We start from the raw sequence: 16,179 nt of genomic DNA on the forward strand, positions 1-16,179 counted from the left end.
GAGCGCTATTGGTTTTATAGCAGTTGACCGCCGGAGAAAGAAGTCTGACAGGGTAGTTTGCAGTTTTTGTGCATAAGTCAGACTTCCCTGGCTGAATTTTGGCCAAAACAGTGCTAAGGATTTTGTAACCAAACAATTACACGCGCAGTTTGCGTGATTGCGCATGCACTGCTTGCACCAACACCGCCACGTTGTCGGGCGGGGTGTGCTGGTTGATGCCGTGGCCCAGGTTGAAAATATGCGTCGGACCGGTGCCGGCCCCGCTGTGCGGCGTGCCAAAACTGTTCAGCACCTTGGCCACTTCGGCCTCAATTTGCGCCGGATTGGCAAACAGCACGTTCGGGTCGATATTGCCTTGCAGCGCTTTGCTGTGTCCGACCAGGGCGCGTGCCTTGGCCAGATTGACGGTCCAGTCCAGCCCCAGCACGTCGCAGTTCAACTGGCCCATTTCTTCCAGCCACGGCCCGCCGCCCTTGGTGAACACGATGCTCGGGATGCGCACGCCGTTGTGCTCTTTTTTGACCTGCGCCAGCACGCGGGCGGTGTAGGCCAGGCTGAATTCCTGAAACGCGCCGTCGGCCAGCACGCCGCCCCAGCTGTCAAAAATCATCACCGCTTGCGCGCCGGCTTCAATCTGCGCGTTGAGGTATTGCGCCACCGAGTCGGCGTTGATCTGCAGCATTTTGTGCATCAGGTCGGGACGGCTGTACAGCATGGTTTTGACGGCGCGGTAATCGTCCGAGCCGGCGCCTTCCACCATGTAGCAGGCCAGCGTCCACGGGCTGCCGGAGAAACCAATCAGCGGCACCCGGCCATTGAGGGCTTTGCGGATCGAGGTGACGGCGTCAAACACGTAGCGCAGCTTGTCCATGTCGGGCACGGCCAGCTTGGCCACCGCGGCTTCATCGCGCACGGCATGGGCAAATTTCGGGCCTTCGCCCAGGGCAAAACTCAGGCCCAGGCCCATGGCGTCCGGGATAGTGAGGATGTCGCTGAACAAAATGGCGGCATCCAGCGGGAAGCGCTCCAGCGGTTGCAGCGTCACTTCGGTGGCGTAGTCGGTGTTGGTGGCCAGCCCCATAAAGCTGCCGGCTTTGGCGCGGGTGGCGCGGTACTCGGGCAGATAGCGCCCGGCCTGGCGCATCAGCCAGACCGGCGTGTAGTCGGTGGCTTGGCGCAGGCAGGCGCGGATGAAGGTGTCGTTTTGCAGGGGCGCGTAGGGGCTGGTTGGGACGGATGTGTTCATGCGCCAATTGTCGCCGCAAGCCCATCCGGGGCGGCGCGCACTGCCTGAAGACGAAAAATTGCGTCAATCGACCCGGTTGGCGCGTGTGCGGGTGTCTACTTTGGCGCAACCTTCAGCAGCCACATCACATGAACAAACGTTTCCTGCTCCGTCGCATGAAGGGATTCCAGCAAGGTGCCCTGGTAGCTGCTGTTGTGGTCGGACTTGCGGGCGAAAGACTGGAACAGTTGTATCACGCAGTCTTCGTTCAGCCCCTGGCGTTGCGCCGCCATGCCAACCAGCAGCACCTGCAGGATCGCCAGGTTGAACACCATCTCGCGGTACAAATCCAGATAGGAGCTGCGGGTAAAGGGGAATAAACGGGTCATCACCTGGTTCACCAGGTAGTTCTCGAAGATGTGGCCCCGCGGCTGGAAAAATGGCTGGTAAAACGCGTGGTAGCTGTCGGCGTACTGGCGCACGACATCGCCCCCGGGGCTGGCCTGCAGCCCTTCGGCGGCCGACTGCAGGCAGTCGCGAAAGCGGGACGAGGCCCTGGCCGTCAATGAGCTGGCAATCAGGGCGGTGATGAGTTCCAGCTTGCGCGGCATATTGGGCGGAATCTGTGCAAACTGGGCTTCCAGCCGGTCCGGTTGCGCCAGCATGTCAACGAATGCCCCCAGCGTGGGCAGCAATTCAGCAGCGTCGGCGAACTGCGGGGCGGTGGTGATGCGGTTCACCTCTTCCAGCAGGAAGCCCAGTGTCATCACCCGGCTGCCCAGACTGAGGGGCCGACATTGCAGGATGGCGATGATGACGGCACGCAAGTCATTGAGCACCGCGATTTGCGTCGGGTTGCCGTCATTTTTCAGGGGAAATCGGTAAGAGGTGTGGGACCGATCGTCAACCCCCGGCGTCGCTTCGATCATGCCAAATTGCATCGGCTCCGGGTTCAGCAGAATCAGCCGCGCCGCTTCGGGGCAGGAGATGCCGAGGGCGTTTTCGCGTTGGGCGCCAAATTGATTGAGGTAGCGCGGGTACAGGCTGCATGTGACACTGAGCGCCTGCGCGCCCAGCTGGCTTTGAATGGCACACAACTTGTCTTCCTGCTGAAAATGGCAGCCGCCATCGGGCTTCATTTTCAGCAAGGCGAAGTTGTTGGCGCTGTCAGAGCTGGCCAAGGTGTTCTTGTGAAGCGCTTGTTGAAAGAGCGGTGCCAACACCTCATTGGTGCTGGCCTGGTAACGGTGGTACGTGGTCTGATCAATGCTGACGGACCAGCCGCTGCAGCAGGTGTCCTCGCACCGGGCGCCAATGCACTGAAATTTGGCGTAATAGTCTGGAGCGCTGATGGTGGGCATCGTGCCTCCGTTGCGTTAAAGGCTGGCGGCGTGTTCCACCAGCAGGCACTTGTTCTGCACCACGCGCAGGCCGGCGGCTTGGGCCGCGCTGGCCGCCGCGGCATTTTCAATGCCGAGCTGCAGCCACAATGCTTGGGCGCCAATGGCGATTGCCTCCTGTGCCACCGGTGGCACATCGGCGCTGTTGCGAAACACATTGACCAGCTCGATCTTCTCGTGCTGCGCGGCCTCCAGCAGCGTGGCATACACCTTTTCGCCCAGGATCGGCTCGCCGCTGGCGGCCGCCACCGGATTGACCGGGATGATGCGCCAGCCGTGCGCCTGCATGTAGCGCGCCACGTCAAAACTGTCGCGGTGCGGCTTGGGCGACAGGCCCACCACGGCGACGGTGCGGCAGGTTGTCAGGATGTGACGGATGTTGTCGGATTGGGTCATGGCGTCATGATAAGGCGCCACGACCGTTCAAGGCGGCGGCGCAGGTCCGGCCTGATCGTTACAAGCTGGCCAGCGCCGAACGCACTTCGGCCACGCTCAAAATCTCGGACAGCACCACCGGGGCGCGGCCGGTCTTGTAGATCACATAGACCGGCACGCCGTTGCGCCCGAGCTGGCTCAAGGCGGCGGTGATGGCCGGGTCGCGGCGCGTCCAGTCGGCCCGCAGCAGGGTGACTTTTTTGGCGTCCAGGTCGGCCAGTACCGCCGGGTTGACCAGCGTCGTTTTCTTGTTGTACTGGCAGGTCACGCACCAAGCGGCGGTGAAGTCGACAAACACGGGCACCCCGGTGGCCAGCACGCTGTCAACCCGGCCCGGCGCCCAGGGCTGCCAACGGTCGGTGCTGGTGGCGGTCGTCGTGGTGTCGGTGATTTTCAAGACATTTTGACCGATAGCCCCCGTCAACAGAGCGAAGATAGCTATTGAAATAATAGCAATCACCACCCGACCCCGGCCTCGCACGGTCAAGGACCAGATCACCAAGCTCAGGGCCACCAGCAGCGCCAGCAGCGCGCTCGCGCCGTCAATGCCGGATTGCTGGCCCAGCACCCACACCAGCCAGACGACGGTGGCAAACATCGGAAACGCCATGGCGCGGCGGAACGTGTCCATCCACAGACCCGGTCGCGGCAACAGTTTGGCCACCGCCGGGATCAGGCTGGCGGCCAGGTAGGGCAGGGCCATGCCAACGCCAATGGCGGCAAAAATCAGCAAGGCCTGCAGCGCGGGCAAGCCCAGCGCCAGCCCGAGCGAAGCGCCCATGAACGGCGCCGTGCAGGGCGAGGCAATCGCCACCGCCAGCACGCCGGATAAAAACGCATTGAGCGCCGGGTTCTTGGCCTGGTGCGCGGCAACGCGGCTGGGCAGGAACTTGCCAAATTCAAACAGGCCGGCCAGGTTTAACCCCAGGATCGTGAACAACACCGCCAACGCGGCCACCACCGCCGGCGCTTGCAGTTGAAAGCCCCAGCCCAGCTGTTCGCCGGCGCTGCGCAAGCCCAGCATCAGCGCGCCCAGCGCCACGAAGGACGTCACCACCCCGACGCTGTAGGCCAGGCCGCTGATGCGGTGGCCGCGCCGGTCGTTGGCATGTTGGGTAAAGCTCATCACCTTGATCGCCAGCACCGGGAACACGCAGGGCATCAGGTTCAGGATCAGGCCGCCCAGCAGGGCGCCCAGCACGGCCGCCCACAAACCGAGCGATACCGCCGGACTGGCTGGCGCGGTGCTCGGGCCGACATTGGCCTGGAGCGCAGCGGCCAGCTCCGGCGACACGCCCGCCACCGCGGTCACGCTGGGCCAACTGCCGACGACCTTGGCTTGGGCCCGATAGCCTTGGCGCTGGCCGTTGACCTCCGCCACCAAGACGAGCGGCATCACGTTCGGACTTTGGCTGCGCTGCGCGGACAAGGGCACGTTCGCCGTCCACAGCGCGCCCTGCCAGCGTTGCGTCCACGGGCCGGCGGTCTCGATCACCTCCGACGTTTCCGGGAAGAACTCCAGCGTTTTGCCTTGCAGCGCCGACGGCAGCCCGGCCACCGAGACCTGCAGGCGCTTGCCCTCAATCAGCACCCGGCTGTCGCCGTTCACCGTTTGCGGCTGCGCTTGCTGGCTGGCCTCGAAGGCGGCGCCGTTCAGCGCGGTGGAACCCCGCACCGGCAAGTGCAGGGTAAATTCGCCTTCCTCGGGAATGCATTCGCGGCGGCACACCAGCCAGTTGGCCTTCAGTTTGATTTCGATATCGCTGCCCAGCAGCGACGGCTTGAAGTCCGGCGTGATGGTGAGCGGCACCGGCAGCAGCACCGTGCCGTCGTAGCCGTAATTGGCCAGGTCGCCAATCGGAATCTTTTTCGGCACCGGCCAGGCAATGTCGCCGGCCATCACCCCCGGCGGCAGCGTCCACTGCAGCGCGGTGGGCAGACCGGAGTCGCCCGAGTTCTTCCAGTAGGTGTGCCACTCCGGCTGGTGCGCGAGCTGCAAGCCGACCCACACGGTTTTGCCAGGATCAGCCCCATCCGGCGCGTGGGCCATCAGCTCGGCCCGCACTTGGCTCGTGGTGACCACTGATTTTGAGGTATTTTGAGCGCTAGCCCCCGTCGATACTACGCAAGTAGCTATTAAAAGCGTAGCGGCTAACCAGCGTTGGGTGTATTTTGAAAATGTCATTGCAATATGGGAGTGGCGCCCGGGGGCAAAGTTCCAGGGGGACTGCCGGGATCAGTCCTCATCGGGCAGCAAGGACGCCTGACTCGGCTCCTTGGTAAATACCGCGGGCAGCTTCTTGGGCGCCTTGATGCGCATTTGCTTGTTCACGTTCATGCGGCCAAACACCACCTCGATGTCGGCCACGGTCACGCCAAACTGCGGCGCCAGAAAACGCAGCATGTGGTCGGTCGCCTTGCCCGATACCGGGGCGGCGGTCACGCTGATCTTGAGTTGTGTGCCCTTGGGCTTGCCAATGACGTCGCGTGCGGCACTGGGCTTGCCCAGGATATTGACCACCAGCACGTCGCCATCCCAGGCGAAGAATGAATCGCCAGTGATGTTTTTGACCTGGCCGCGGCTCATGCTTGCCCGCCCGGTGCCCTGCAGTCGCTCAGAAAAGCGTCCTTTTGAAAGAGGTCTTGTGTCATGCTTTGATAATACTGGCATGCCTAATGCCGTATCTGTTGCGCCTTCCATCGTCTTGTGCACCCTGAACGCCAAGTACATCCACGCCTCGCTGGGTTTGCGTTACCTGCTGGCCAATATGGGCGAGTTGAAGCCGCAGACCGTGTTGCGCGAGTTCACGATTGCGCGCCAGCCGCAAGAACTGGTGGACGAGTTGCTGCTGACGTTGGGCGAGCCACCAGTGGGAGTGGTGCAGATCATCGGCTTTGGCGTCTACATCTGGAACGTGACGCAAACCTGTGACGTCATCCGATTGCTCAAAGCTGTGCGGCCCGACATCAAGGTGGTGCTGGGCGGGCCGGAGGTCAGCCATGAAGTGGACGAGCAGGACATCGTTCGTCTGGCTGACCATGTCATCACCGGTTGGGGCGATGTGAGTTTTCCCAAACTGTGCCGTGCCCTGTTGCACGGGCCACAGCCGCTGATGAAAATCCTGACCGGCGAGCAACCACCACTGGAGCAGATTGCGCTGCCCTATGCCGAGTACACCGACGCCGATCTGGCGCACCGTCTGCTGTATGTCGAGGCCTCGCGCGGCTGTCCATTCAAGTGCGAGTTTTGCCTGAGTTCGCTCGATAAGACGGCCTGGGCCTTTGACCTCGACCGTTTCCTGGAAGAGATGCAGGGGCTGTACCAGCGCGGCGCACGCAACTTCAAGTTTGTCGATCGCACCTTCAATCTGAAGATTGACGCTTCCATCCGCATCCTGCAGTTTTTTCTGGACCGACTGAGCAGCGATTTGTTCGTGCATTTTGAAGTCGTGCCGGACCAGTTGCCCGATCGCCTGAAGGTCATGATTGCCAAGTTTCCGCCCGGCGTGCTGCAGTTTGAGGTGGGCATCCAGAGCTTCAATGTCGAGGTGCAGCAGCGCATCTCACGCAAGCAGGACAACGAGCGGACGGCGGCCAATGTGCGCTGGCTGGTTGCCGAATCGAATGCGCATTTGCACACCGACCTCATTTTTGGTCTGCCCGGCGAAACGCTGGAAAGCTTTGCCGCCGGTTTTGACCGCCTGCACGACTTGGGACCGCATGAGATTCAGCTCGGCATTTTGAAGCGTTTGCGCGGCACGCCGATTGCCCGCCACACCGCCGCCTACGGCATGCTGTACGCCAGCACACCGCCCTACACCGTGCAGCAGACCGGCGCGGTGGACGCGGCCACGATGCAACGCTTTACCCGTTTTTCGCGCTACTGGGACATGGTCGCCAACTCGGGGCGCTTCAAGCAAACGCTGGCCGTGCTGCTGGCGGCCGCACCGTCGCCGTTTTATGCGTTTCTGGGTTTTGCCGACTGGCTGTGGCAAAGCAGCGGAAAAACCAGCGGCCTGTCGCCGGAAGCCTTGGTGGATGCGCTGTTTGACTACCTCAGCACCGACGGCGGCTTGCCTCCCGCGACGGTGCAACAAACCCTGTTGTCCGATTATCTGACCAGCGGGGCACGGGCCAGTCCGCGTGCCCTGAAAGGACTGTTGCCGAAACAGGTGGCCCCGCAAAGTCCTGCCGCCAAGACGCTGGCACAACGGCAGGAGCGTCATTTGGCGGCGCAGCAGACCGTCGATTAAAGCGGTTTCTTATACTTGCAGCATTGCTCATGCCGCATGGACGCCCCTCGTCGGGGTGTCATCGGTCGGCCCACTTCTTTGAGAATCTCATCATGTCAAACTTCCCCGCCTGCCCCCAATGCACCCTTGAAAACACCTACCAGGACGGCGACAACTTTGTCTGTCCTGATTGCGGCCACGAGTGGCCCGCGCAAGCGCCCGCAGACGAAAGCGATGAAGGCGGTGGCGTGATCAAGGATTCCAACGGCAACCCGCTGGCCGATGGCGACACCGTGATTCTGATCAAAGACCTGAAGGTCAAGGGCTCGTCCATCGTGTTGAAAAAAGGCACCAAGATCAAAGGCATTCGGTTGCCCGAAGGTGCGGGCGACCACGAAGTGGACTGCAAAACCGACCAGGGCGCCTTCATGCTCAAGGCCGAGTTCATGAAAAAAGCCTGAGGCACGGGCCGACCCGTTCAGACCCGTACCGACCGCACGCGCAGGCTCTAAGATCCGACCATGACAAGCAAATCCAGATTCTGGGCTGACCTGACCACGCAGGACTTTGCCCAACTGATCGCCAGCGGCCAGGCGGCGCAAACGATTGCCGTGCTGCCGGTGGCCGCTATTGAGCAGCATGGACCGCATTTGCCGCTGAGTGTTGACACCGTGCTGGTGGAGGGGGTGGTGGCTGCCGCGCTACCGCATCTGGCGCCCGATTTGAAGGTGCTGTTCCTGCCGACGCAAGCGGTCGGTTTGAGCCCGGAACATGCCCGCTTTCCCGGCACGCTCACGCTCAAGGCCGAGACCATTCTGCGGCTGTGGACCGACCTGGGCGAATCAGTGGCGCAAACAGGCATCCAGAAGCTGCTGCTCTTTAACGCGCACGGCGGCAATGTCAGCGTGATGGACCTCGTGGCGCGCGACCTGCGGGCGCGACTCAACATGCTGGTGTACAGCGCCAGCTGGTTCAACCTGCCGCTGCGCGATACGCAGGGTGGCGACGTCAATGCCTTGTTTGGCGCGGAGGAACACCGGTTTGGCATTCATGCCGGCGACATCGAAACTTCGATGATGCTGGCACTCAGCCCCTCTACGGTGGACATGGCGCAGGCCCAAAATTTCGCCTCGACCTCACAGGCGCGGGCGCAACAATTCGACATTCTGGGCAACGGCAAAAGTGCCAAGTTCGGCTGGCAAATGCAGGACTACAACCCGGCCGGCGCGGTGGGCAATGCGGCCGCTGCCACGGCCGATAAAGGTCGCGCCGTGGTCGAGGCCGCCGGGCGCAGCCTGGCCCAGTTGCTGGCAGAAATGGACCAGTTGCCCTTGAGCACCCTGGTCGAGCGGCCGGATTTTTCTGCCTGAACCGTCCGACCCGCCGGGACGGATCTGCCGCGCCAACACGGCAAGGTTTTTGACCAGAAATTTACGGTGTGTCCACGCCCAAAAATTCGGCCAGGGCGGCCGTACTCATTGCCCCTTCCTGGTGCACCGTCTGACCGGTCTTCGCGTTCTTGGCGACGACGAACGGGACGGATTCCGCCCCAAAGCTGTTGAACAATTGGGTGTTGCTCTTGATGGCTTGTGCCACTTCGGGGTCGATGCTGCTGGCGGCTGAAATACCGCCCTTGCCGGCCAGCAGTGAGGCTTCATGCTCGGCCATCAAAGCGCCTGGATTGGCCGCCGTCAGGAGCGCTGCGCCTTGCGCCGCACTGGTGGCGTTGATCAGGCCGACGGGAATCCAGACAAACTTGACTTTTCGCTGAAGGGGCGCAGACGCCTCCCACAGGCGACCGCAGTGCGGACACTGGGCGTCAAAAAAAACATAGACGATGTGGGTGCTCATCAAGGCGCCGACGGCAAAGCCTTTGGCCTGGGCGGCCACCGCCTCCAAAGACACTTCGCGTTTGACCGCCGCCGTTGAGCTGGATGATTCCTGCGGGGAGCAGCCGCTGAGGGCGAGTGTGCTGAGCAGCAGCGATGAAAAAAACAGACGATAGAGTTTCAAGGAATACCTTTTGCACGGAAAGAGGACGGCATCTTACTGCGGGCGGGCGCTAGCGGATGCCGCGGATGTAGCGATGCGGGCTGGCTTCGTCGGGGCTCAGGTCCGGGCTTGGGGTCGACGCCCGCGGTGCGGTCAGGGGCTCCGCAACCGGACCGCTGCGTTGGGTCAGGCCAGCGCGCATCGGGTGGGTCTCGGCCATCGCGCTCTCCAGTTTGCTGGCCCATTCGGCCAGATCGGCATGGCCATCCTCCGTCGCTTTGGCGCGGGCAAAACGCACGATCTCCGTGGCGTACTCGGCGTTGCTGGCCAGCCACTCGGTGTCGGTGACGCGGCCGGATTTGCGGCGCAGCAGCACATGCAAATGGGCGGCGATGGCGAGTTTTTCACTGTTCAGCATGCGCGTCTCCTGTCAGGAACCCATGTGTTCACGGTGCTGGGTGATGTCCAGGCCGGTGATCTCGGATTGCTCATCAACGCGCAGACCAACCAGCAGCTGGGTCAGCCACAGCAGCAGGGCGCTCATGACGGCGCTGTACAGCATCACCGCGCCCACGCCCACCAATTGGGTTACGACGCTGCCGCTGGCGCCCGAGATGGCCTTGCTTGCCAACAGTCCGGTCATGAGCGAGCCGACGATGCCGCCAATGCCATGCACGCCGAAGACGTCGAGCGAGTCATCGGTGTTGAGCAACCGCTTCAGGCCCGTGGCGCCCCAGTAACAGGCCAGCCCGGCCACTGCCCCAATCAGCACCGCAGAGCCAGGCGTCACAAAGCCGGCCGCCGGTGTGATGGCCACCAGCCCGGCCACCAGTCCTGAGCACAAGCCCAGCAGAGAAGGGCGCTTGCGCACGATCCACTCGCCCAGCATCCAGGTCATGGCGCCTGCGGCGGCCGCGATGTGCGTCACCGCCATCGCCAACCCGGCGCGGCCATCTGCCGCGACCGAGGAGCCGGCATTGAAGCCAAACCAGCCGACCCACAACAGGCCCGCGCCCGCCATGGTCAAGCCGAGGTTGAACGGCTCGAAGGGTTCGCGGCCGTATCCCCGGCGCGGCCCGAGAAACCAGGCGCACACCAGCCCGGACACGCCGGCGTTGATGTGCACCACCGAGCCACCGGCAAAGTCCAGCACCCCCATCTTGTTCAGCCAGCCACCCGGCTCCCACACCCAGTGTGCGATCGGCGCGTACACCAGCAGCGACCACAGGCCGATGAACCACAGCAGCGCAGAAAAACGCATGCGTTCCACCAACGCCCCCACGATCAAGGCGCCGGTGATGATGGCAAAAGTGAGCTGGAACATGGCGTAGACCGACTCCGGCACGTTCGGCGCCACATGGCTGACCGCCACCTGGCCGGCGTCCTTGAGGTAGTCTAGCCCGCTAAACCACAGCCGCCCGCTGCCGCCCAGCCATTCATTGCCGGGCGTGAAGGCGATGGAGTAACCCACTGCAAACCACAACAGGCTGATCAGCGCGGCAACGGCGACCACGCTGGCCAGGGTGTTGATCACGCTTTTTTTGCGCACCATGCCGCCGTAAAACAGGGCAATCCCCGGCAGGGTCATCAGCAGCACGAGGGCGGTTGAGGTCATCATCCAGGCGGTGTCTGCCGCATTGAGGCTGCTTTGTGCCACGAGTGCAGGCTGCACAGGGGCTTGTGCCCACGCGGCCAAGCTTGAGCATGAAGCCGCGGCCAGAAGCCATTTCCGTCCAATTAAGTGCATGTAGTCCCTATTTGCCATTGATTGAGTGGGGCTTTGCATAAGCCGTGCCAATCTCTCGCCTGATCACTGGCGGCGGGTCTAAATAGGATTTTTCAATCGTTTGTATTTAATCAATTAACCCAAAAGAGGGCTGAGGTGCAATAAGATTCTCTTTCGCTCCTTCATCAACCCAATCTACTCAAAGGAACCCAACAATGTCTCTGATCAATACCGAAGTCGTACCGTTCAAGAACGAAGCTTTCCACAACGGCAAGTTCGTCACTGTGACCAACGAAAGCCTCAAGGGCAAGTGGAACGTGTTCATTTTCATGCCCGCAGCGTTCACCTTCAACTGCCCGACCGAAGTGGAAGACGCCGCTGACAACTATGCCGAGTTTCAGAAGGCCGGTGCTGAGGTCTATATCGTGACGACCGACACCCACTTCTCGCACAAAGTGTGGCACGAGACATCCCCTGCGGTTGGCAAGGCCAAGTTCCCCCTGATCGGTGACCCCACCCACAAGCTGACCCGCGCTTTTGACGTGCATATCGAAGAAGAAGGCTTGGCACTGCGTGGCACCTTCATCATCGACCCCAATGGCATGATCAAGACCCTGGAGATCCACTCCAACGAGATCGCCCGTGACGTCAAGGAAACCCTGCGCAAGCTGAAGGCCGCCCAGTACACTGCCGCCCACCCCGGCCAGGTCTGCCCCGCCAAATGGACCGAAGGCGCCAAGACCATCACGCCTTCGCTGGACCTGGTCGGCAAGATCTAAAGAAGTGGCCCCCACGGGCGCTCACTGCGTGTAGCTTCCTGCCCCCGAGGGGGCCGCGTTTCGCCTTGGGGCGGCCCGGCGGCGAAACAGGTTGCTACTCGTAACTGGCCGGACAGCGTCAGGGTGCCCAGCGCCTTGCCGTCCGGCTTTTTTATACGCAAAAACAGGCTGTAGCCTGCGTAGAATCTGCGCAGGTAGCTATCAAATTAGTAGTAAAGGACGCCATCATGCTCGACGACACCCTCAAGACCCAGCTTGCAGCCTACCTGGAACGCGTGACGTTGCCGATCGAGATAGTGGCTTCCCTGGGGGATGACAGCAACTCGGTTGAGATGCGCGAGTTGCTGGAGACCATCCAGGCACTGCGCAGTGACAAGATCACCCTGAAGACCGACGGCACGGACGCGCGCAAGCCTTCGTTCAGCCTGAACCGCCTCGGCGCCAACATGAGTCTGCGCTTTGCCGCGATTCCTCTCGGCCATGAGTTCACCTCGCTGGTGCTGGCCCTGCTCTGGGTCGGTGGTCATCCGCCCAAGGTCGAACCGGATGTGATCGAACAAATTAAAAATCTCGAAGGCGATTTCAACTTCGAGGTTTACGTGTCCCTGAGCTGCCACAACTGCCCGGACGTGGTGCAGGCGCTCAACCTGATGGCGGTGCTCAACCCCAAAGTCAAGGTTGTCACCATTGATGGCGGCCTGTACCAGGACGAAGTCAACCAGCGCCAGATCATGGCCGTGCCCACCATTTTTCTCAATGGCGAGGTGTTTGGTTCGGGCCGCATGGAGATCGAAGAGATCATCGGCAAGCTCGACACCGGTGCTGCGGCCCGCGACGCGACCAAGCTCAGCGCCAAAGCGCCGTATGACGTGTTGATCGTTGGCGGTGGTCCGGCTGGCGCCGCCGCTGCCGTGTACGCCGCGCGCAAGGGCATCCGCACCGGCGTGGCGGCCGAGCGCTTTGGCGGGCAGGTCAATGACACCTTGGGAATCGAGAATTTCATCTCGGTGCTGGAAACGGATGGCCCCAAGTTTGCGGCGGCGCTGGAAGCCCATGTCCGCTCCTACGACGTGGACATCATGAACCTGCAACGGGCCGACAAATTGATCCCCGCGACGCAGCCCGGTGGCCTGATCGAAGTACAACTGGCCAATGGCGGCTCACTCAAGAGCAAGACCGTCATCCTGTCCACCGGTGCGCGCTGGCGCAACGTCAATGTGCCGGGCGAGCAGCAGTACAAAAACCACGGCGTCGCTTACTGCCCGCACTGTGATGGCCCACTGTTCAAGGGCAAGCGCGTGGCGGTAATTGGCGGCGGCAACTCCGGCGTGGAAGCGGCGATTGACTTGGCCGGTCTGGTGGCGCATGTCACGCTGATTGAATTTGATACCCAGCTGCGCGCCGATGCCGTGCTGGTGAACAAGCTCAAGAGCCTGCCCAATGTGAGCATCCACACCCACGCGCTCACGACTGAAATCACCGGTGACGGCCAAAAGGTCAATGGCCTGAGCTACACCGACCGCGCCACGAACGAGGCGCACCACATCGAGCTCGAAGGTGTGTTTGTGCAAATCGGCCTGGTGCCCAACACCGAGTGGCTGAAAGGCACGCTGGAGCTCAGCAAGCATGGCGAGATCGTGGTGGATGCGCGCGGCCAGACTTCGCTGCCCGGCGTTTTTGCCGCTGGCGACGTCACCACCGTGCCGTTCAAACAGATCATCATCGCCGCGGGCGACGGGGCCAAGGCGGCGCTCGGCGCTTTTGATCACCTGATCCGCGCCGTGGTGCCGGCTTAGCTTCGGGTCTGTTTGCCTGGCAGCCGTGGCACGGCGGGGCGCGGCAGTTTCATCTCCCGGCGCAGTGCCACCGCGTCCGGCGTGTCCACGGCATCATGGCGGCTCAGGCGGAACACGCGCATCGCATCGGAGACGCCGCGAGACTGCAGTTCCAGCGCCGTCGCCGAGGTGGAGAGTTCGTTCACCAGGGTGGTGTTTTGCTGCGTCAGGCCCTCAATGTGCGTCAGCGCCTCATTGATCTGCGCGATGCCCCGGCTTTGCTCGGCGGTCGCGGTGTGAATGTCGGCAATGAGCGAGCTCACCTCCCGTGCCGTTCCCACCGCCTCGTCCATGGTGATGCGGGCATCGTCGGTCAGGCGGGTGCCGGCCGCAACCTTGGCGGCCGAATCCAGAATCAGTTGTTTGATTTCCTTGGCGGCCGCGGCCGAGCGACCCGCCAGGCTGCGCACCTCAGACGCCACGACCGCAAAGCCGCGCCCCTGCTCACCAGCGCGCGCCGCTTCCACCGCCGCATTCAGGGCGAGGATGTTGGTCTGGAAAGCGATGCCTTCTATCACTTGAATGATCTCACCAATACGGTGCGACGATTCACTGATCGCCTGCATGGTTTGCGTCACCGCATGCACCGCCACGCCACTGCGCTCGGTAACTTGTGCCGCCTGCGTCGCAAGCTGGGCCGCCTGCCGTGCCGCCTCGGCAGTCTGTCCTACCGTGCCGGTGATCTGCGCCGTTGACGCGGCAGATTGCTCCAGGCTGGCGGCCTGCGCCGTGGTGCGCTCGGCCAGGTCTTGGCTGCCCACGGTAATGCGGCTGGTGGCATTGCCCATGCGATCCACTTCGGTACGCGCGTCACTCACGATGGAGCGGATGTTGACGTTGAGTTGATTGAGCGCCCGTTCCAGGCGGCCCAGCAGCCCGCTGTGCTGGCTGTCCAGTCTTTTGGTGAGATCGCCCGCCGCCATGCGGTTGGCAAAATCCAGCAGTCGCTGCAGCGGCTGGGTCGTGATCGCGCGCAGGCGCCAGGCCCCGAGCAGGCACGCGGCCAACATCACGGCCATGGCACTGGCAAACGTTGTCAGCGACAGCGCCGGCAGACCGCCTGCGGCCAGGATGCCGGCGGCGATGCCCACCGTGCCCATCAACACGGCCAAGGTGGTGATCTGGGCATTGACACCCGGATACAGCGTGCGGCTGATGCGCCCGCGCCAGGTGTGTTGCTGCAGTGCGCCGTGTTGCAGTCGGTGCACCAGCACCCCGTTCTGCTGCTCGGCACGCATCGTGGCAAACAAGGCCTCGAATGCTTGAATCTGTTCCCGCGTGGGCTCGGTGCGCACCGACAGGTAGGCCACCGTCTTTTCGCCGTCCATCACGGGTGTGACGTTGGCCACCACCCAGTAGTGGTCGCCGTTCTTGCGGCGGTTTTTCACCACCCCGGTCCAGGGCATGCCTTGGCCCAGGGTGTCCCACAGGTCGCGGAAGGCTTCGGCGGGTACGTCCGGGTGGCGCACCAGGTTGTGCGGCTGCCCCAGCAGTTCTTCTTTGCTAAAGCCGCTGAGTTCGATGAAGACCTCGTTGCAATGGGTGATACGCCCTTTCAGGTCGGTGGTCGAGACCACCGTTTGACCCGAGGGGTAGGGGTATTCATGTTGAGTAACTGGTAAATTAGTGCGCACAGAACAGGCTTTTTTTGACCGGCATGTCTCCCTTTGACGAGAGCCCGGTATTCCAACGACGGATAAATTGTGCAGATTAGAGGCATCCCTGCGTCTATGCGCGGGGTATGCAAATAATGTCTCTTGCTCAATTCGCTTGATATTTTTTTGTTCTATTTTACTGAGTGCGTCGCCATCATCCCAGTTGGCACGCTGTTCGGCCCAAGCCCGGGATCTTGTCCAGCTCAGACGTTGGTAATCCAGCTTGCATGCTCCGGATGTTCCATGTGCGGCAGCGTGTTGTAAGTGATCAAGCTGTGGCGCTTCGGGTTGAACGAAAACTCGGTGACGGCGCTGTTGCGGATGCGCATATTGAGCTCAATCGTGATCTCGGGCGTGGTGCCCAGCACATGACCGACGGCGGTGGCAATCGGCCCGCCGCTGGAAACGAGCAGCACATTGCCGGTGCAGTTTTTGCGGATATGGTCCAGCGCGCTGGTGACCCCTAACTGGAACTCGTGCCAACTGGGCATACCTTTGGGGCTGACCACGCCATTCATCCATTGCGTCAGGCCGTCGCGCAGCAGCCGAAAGTGGTGGCGGTACAACTCGGGCGTGTCGGGTTTTTCGAGTGGGTGCGGATGAATGGCCGCAATCACGGCCGCGCTGTCGTATTCGTTCAGACCCGGCCAGAGCAGTGCCGCCTTCTCGAATCCGGCGCCCTGGCTGATGCCGGCGTAGGTCTGCTGCTGGCGGCGCAAGCTGCCGGTCAGCACGGCATCAAACGTAACCCCTTTCTGGCGAAAATACTCGCCCAGCCGCACGCTTTGCTGCTGGCCCAGCGCGCTCAGGTTGTCGTAGTCTTCGGCGCCAAATGAAGCCTGGCCATGGCGTACAAGGTAGAGGGTTCCCATGCGGATAATTTAAGCTAAATAGAACGCT

Annotated in this window: 15 protein-coding genes; 5 read left to right on the forward strand and 10 right to left on the reverse strand. The window is 62.2% G+C overall.

The features are described 5' to 3' along the window. Positions 1–136: 136 nt before the first annotated feature. From hemE to HHJ17_RS15370, 5 genes are all read right to left on the reverse strand, one after another. Positions 137–1,246 carry a uroporphyrinogen decarboxylase gene (gene hemE, locus HHJ17_RS15350; protein WP_296497971.1) on the reverse strand — a complete coding sequence of 370 codons (1,110 nt, stop codon included), beginning with the start codon at positions 1,244–1,246 and terminating at the stop codon, positions 137–139. A gap of 95 nt (positions 1,247–1,341) precedes the next feature. Continuing rightward, entirely contained in the window at positions 1,342–2,586 is a 1,245-nt protein-coding gene (gene fliB / locus HHJ17_RS15355; protein WP_296497968.1) for a flagellin lysine-N-methylase, read from the reverse strand. A gap of 15 nt (positions 2,587–2,601) precedes the next feature. Next, positions 2,602–3,021, reverse strand: coding sequence for a CoA-binding protein (locus HHJ17_RS15360; protein ID WP_296497966.1), 420 nt, complete (start codon positions 3,019–3,021; stop codon positions 2,602–2,604). Between the two features lie 58 nt (positions 3,022–3,079). Beyond that, the gene (locus HHJ17_RS15365; RefSeq protein ID WP_296498051.1) at positions 3,080–5,110 is read right to left on the reverse strand and encodes a thioredoxin family protein; all 2,031 of its coding nucleotides are present in this window, start codon (positions 5,108–5,110) and stop codon (positions 3,080–3,082) included. Positions 5,111–5,296: 186 nt separating this feature from the next. Beyond that, positions 5,297–5,647 (reverse strand): DUF167 family protein, encoded by a 351-nt coding sequence (locus HHJ17_RS15370; RefSeq protein ID WP_296497963.1) that lies wholly within the window; start codon positions 5,645–5,647, stop codon positions 5,297–5,299. An 82-nt stretch (positions 5,648–5,729) separates the two neighbouring features. Between HHJ17_RS15370 and HHJ17_RS15375 the strand changes: the two genes are divergently transcribed. From HHJ17_RS15375 to HHJ17_RS15385, 3 genes are all read left to right on the forward strand, one after another. Then, the gene (locus HHJ17_RS15375) at positions 5,730–7,313 is read left to right on the forward strand and encodes a DUF4080 domain-containing protein (protein WP_296497960.1); all 1,584 of its coding nucleotides are present in this window, start codon (positions 5,730–5,732) and stop codon (positions 7,311–7,313) included. A gap of 92 nt (positions 7,314–7,405) precedes the next feature. Beyond that, the gene (locus tag HHJ17_RS15380) at positions 7,406–7,753 is read left to right on the forward strand and encodes a zinc ribbon domain-containing protein YjdM (protein ID WP_296497958.1); all 348 of its coding nucleotides are present in this window, start codon (positions 7,406–7,408) and stop codon (positions 7,751–7,753) included. 60 nt (positions 7,754–7,813) lie between these two features. Then, positions 7,814–8,662 (forward strand): creatininase family protein, encoded by an 849-nt coding sequence (locus HHJ17_RS15385; protein ID WP_296497956.1) that lies wholly within the window; start codon positions 7,814–7,816, stop codon positions 8,660–8,662. A gap of 61 nt (positions 8,663–8,723) precedes the next feature. On the opposite strand, the gene HHJ17_RS15390 is transcribed toward HHJ17_RS15385, so the two are convergent. From HHJ17_RS15390 to HHJ17_RS15400, 3 genes are read right to left on the reverse strand one after another with little or no spacing between them, the layout of a single operon-like run. After that, positions 8,724–9,305, reverse strand: a complete 582-nt coding sequence (locus tag HHJ17_RS15390) for a thioredoxin fold domain-containing protein (RefSeq protein WP_296497953.1) — start codon at positions 9,303–9,305, stop codon at positions 8,724–8,726. 49 nt (positions 9,306–9,354) lie between these two features. Then, entirely contained in the window at positions 9,355–9,702 is a 348-nt protein-coding gene (locus tag HHJ17_RS15395) for a hypothetical protein (RefSeq protein ID WP_296497950.1), read from the reverse strand. 12 nt (positions 9,703–9,714) lie between these two features. Continuing rightward, positions 9,715–10,902, reverse strand: coding sequence for an ammonium transporter (locus HHJ17_RS15400; RefSeq protein WP_296498048.1), 1,188 nt, complete (start codon positions 10,900–10,902; stop codon positions 9,715–9,717). Positions 10,903–11,225: 323 nt separating this feature from the next. Here HHJ17_RS15400 and ahpC point away from each other — a divergent pair, with 323 nt between their 5' ends. Then, positions 11,226–11,789, forward strand: coding sequence for an alkyl hydroperoxide reductase subunit C (gene ahpC / locus HHJ17_RS15405; RefSeq protein WP_296497948.1), 564 nt, complete (start codon positions 11,226–11,228; stop codon positions 11,787–11,789). 227 nt (positions 11,790–12,016) lie between these two features. Beyond that, entirely contained in the window at positions 12,017–13,585 is a 1,569-nt protein-coding gene (gene ahpF / locus HHJ17_RS15410; protein ID WP_296497945.1) for an alkyl hydroperoxide reductase subunit F, read from the forward strand. On the opposite strand, the gene HHJ17_RS15415 is transcribed toward ahpF, so the two are convergent. Then, entirely contained in the window at positions 13,582–15,201 is a 1,620-nt protein-coding gene (locus tag HHJ17_RS15415) for a PAS domain-containing methyl-accepting chemotaxis protein (protein WP_296506366.1), read from the reverse strand. The two genes, ahpF and HHJ17_RS15415, sit on opposite strands and share 4 nt — an antisense overlap. A gap of 281 nt (positions 15,202–15,482) precedes the next feature. Continuing rightward, positions 15,483–16,151: a histidine phosphatase family protein gene (locus HHJ17_RS15420; RefSeq protein ID WP_296497940.1), complete on the reverse strand. Its 669-nt coding sequence runs from the start codon at positions 16,149–16,151 to the stop codon at positions 15,483–15,485. Between the last annotated feature and the right edge of the window lie 28 nt (positions 16,152–16,179).

Source organism: Rhodoferax sp., assembly GCF_012927445.1.
Taxonomy (GTDB): Bacteria; Pseudomonadota; Gammaproteobacteria; order Burkholderiales; family Burkholderiaceae_C; genus Rhodoferax.

Excerpts from the sequence above, each read along its gene's own strand:
- hemE (WP_296497971.1), bottom strand. The coding sequence starts at position 1,246 with ATGAACACATCCGTCCCAACCAGCCCCTACGCGCCCCTGCAAAACGAC.
- fliB (WP_296497968.1), bottom strand. The coding sequence starts at position 2,586 with ATGCCCACCATCAGCGCTCCAGACTATTACGCCAAATTTCAGTGCATT.
- HHJ17_RS15360 (WP_296497966.1), bottom strand. The coding sequence starts at position 3,021 with ATGACCCAATCCGACAACATCCGTCACATCCTGACAACCTGCCGCACC.
- HHJ17_RS15365 (WP_296498051.1), bottom strand. The coding sequence starts at position 5,110 with ATGGCCCACGCGCCGGATGGGGCTGATCCTGGCAAAACCGTGTGGGTC.
- HHJ17_RS15370 (WP_296497963.1), bottom strand. The coding sequence starts at position 5,647 with ATGAGCCGCGGCCAGGTCAAAAACATCACTGGCGATTCATTCTTCGCC.
- HHJ17_RS15375 (WP_296497960.1), top strand. The coding sequence starts at position 5,730 with ATGCCTAATGCCGTATCTGTTGCGCCTTCCATCGTCTTGTGCACCCTG.
- HHJ17_RS15380 (WP_296497958.1), top strand. The coding sequence starts at position 7,406 with ATGTCAAACTTCCCCGCCTGCCCCCAATGCACCCTTGAAAACACCTAC.
- HHJ17_RS15385 (WP_296497956.1), top strand. The coding sequence starts at position 7,814 with ATGACAAGCAAATCCAGATTCTGGGCTGACCTGACCACGCAGGACTTT.
- HHJ17_RS15395 (WP_296497950.1), bottom strand. The coding sequence starts at position 9,702 with ATGCTGAACAGTGAAAAACTCGCCATCGCCGCCCATTTGCATGTGCTG.
- HHJ17_RS15400 (WP_296498048.1), bottom strand. The coding sequence starts at position 10,902 with ATGATGACCTCAACCGCCCTCGTGCTGCTGATGACCCTGCCGGGGATT.
- ahpC (WP_296497948.1), top strand. The coding sequence starts at position 11,226 with ATGTCTCTGATCAATACCGAAGTCGTACCGTTCAAGAACGAAGCTTTC.
- ahpF (WP_296497945.1), top strand. The coding sequence starts at position 12,017 with ATGCTCGACGACACCCTCAAGACCCAGCTTGCAGCCTACCTGGAACGC.
- HHJ17_RS15420 (WP_296497940.1), bottom strand. The coding sequence starts at position 16,151 with ATGGGAACCCTCTACCTTGTACGCCATGGCCAGGCTTCATTTGGCGCC.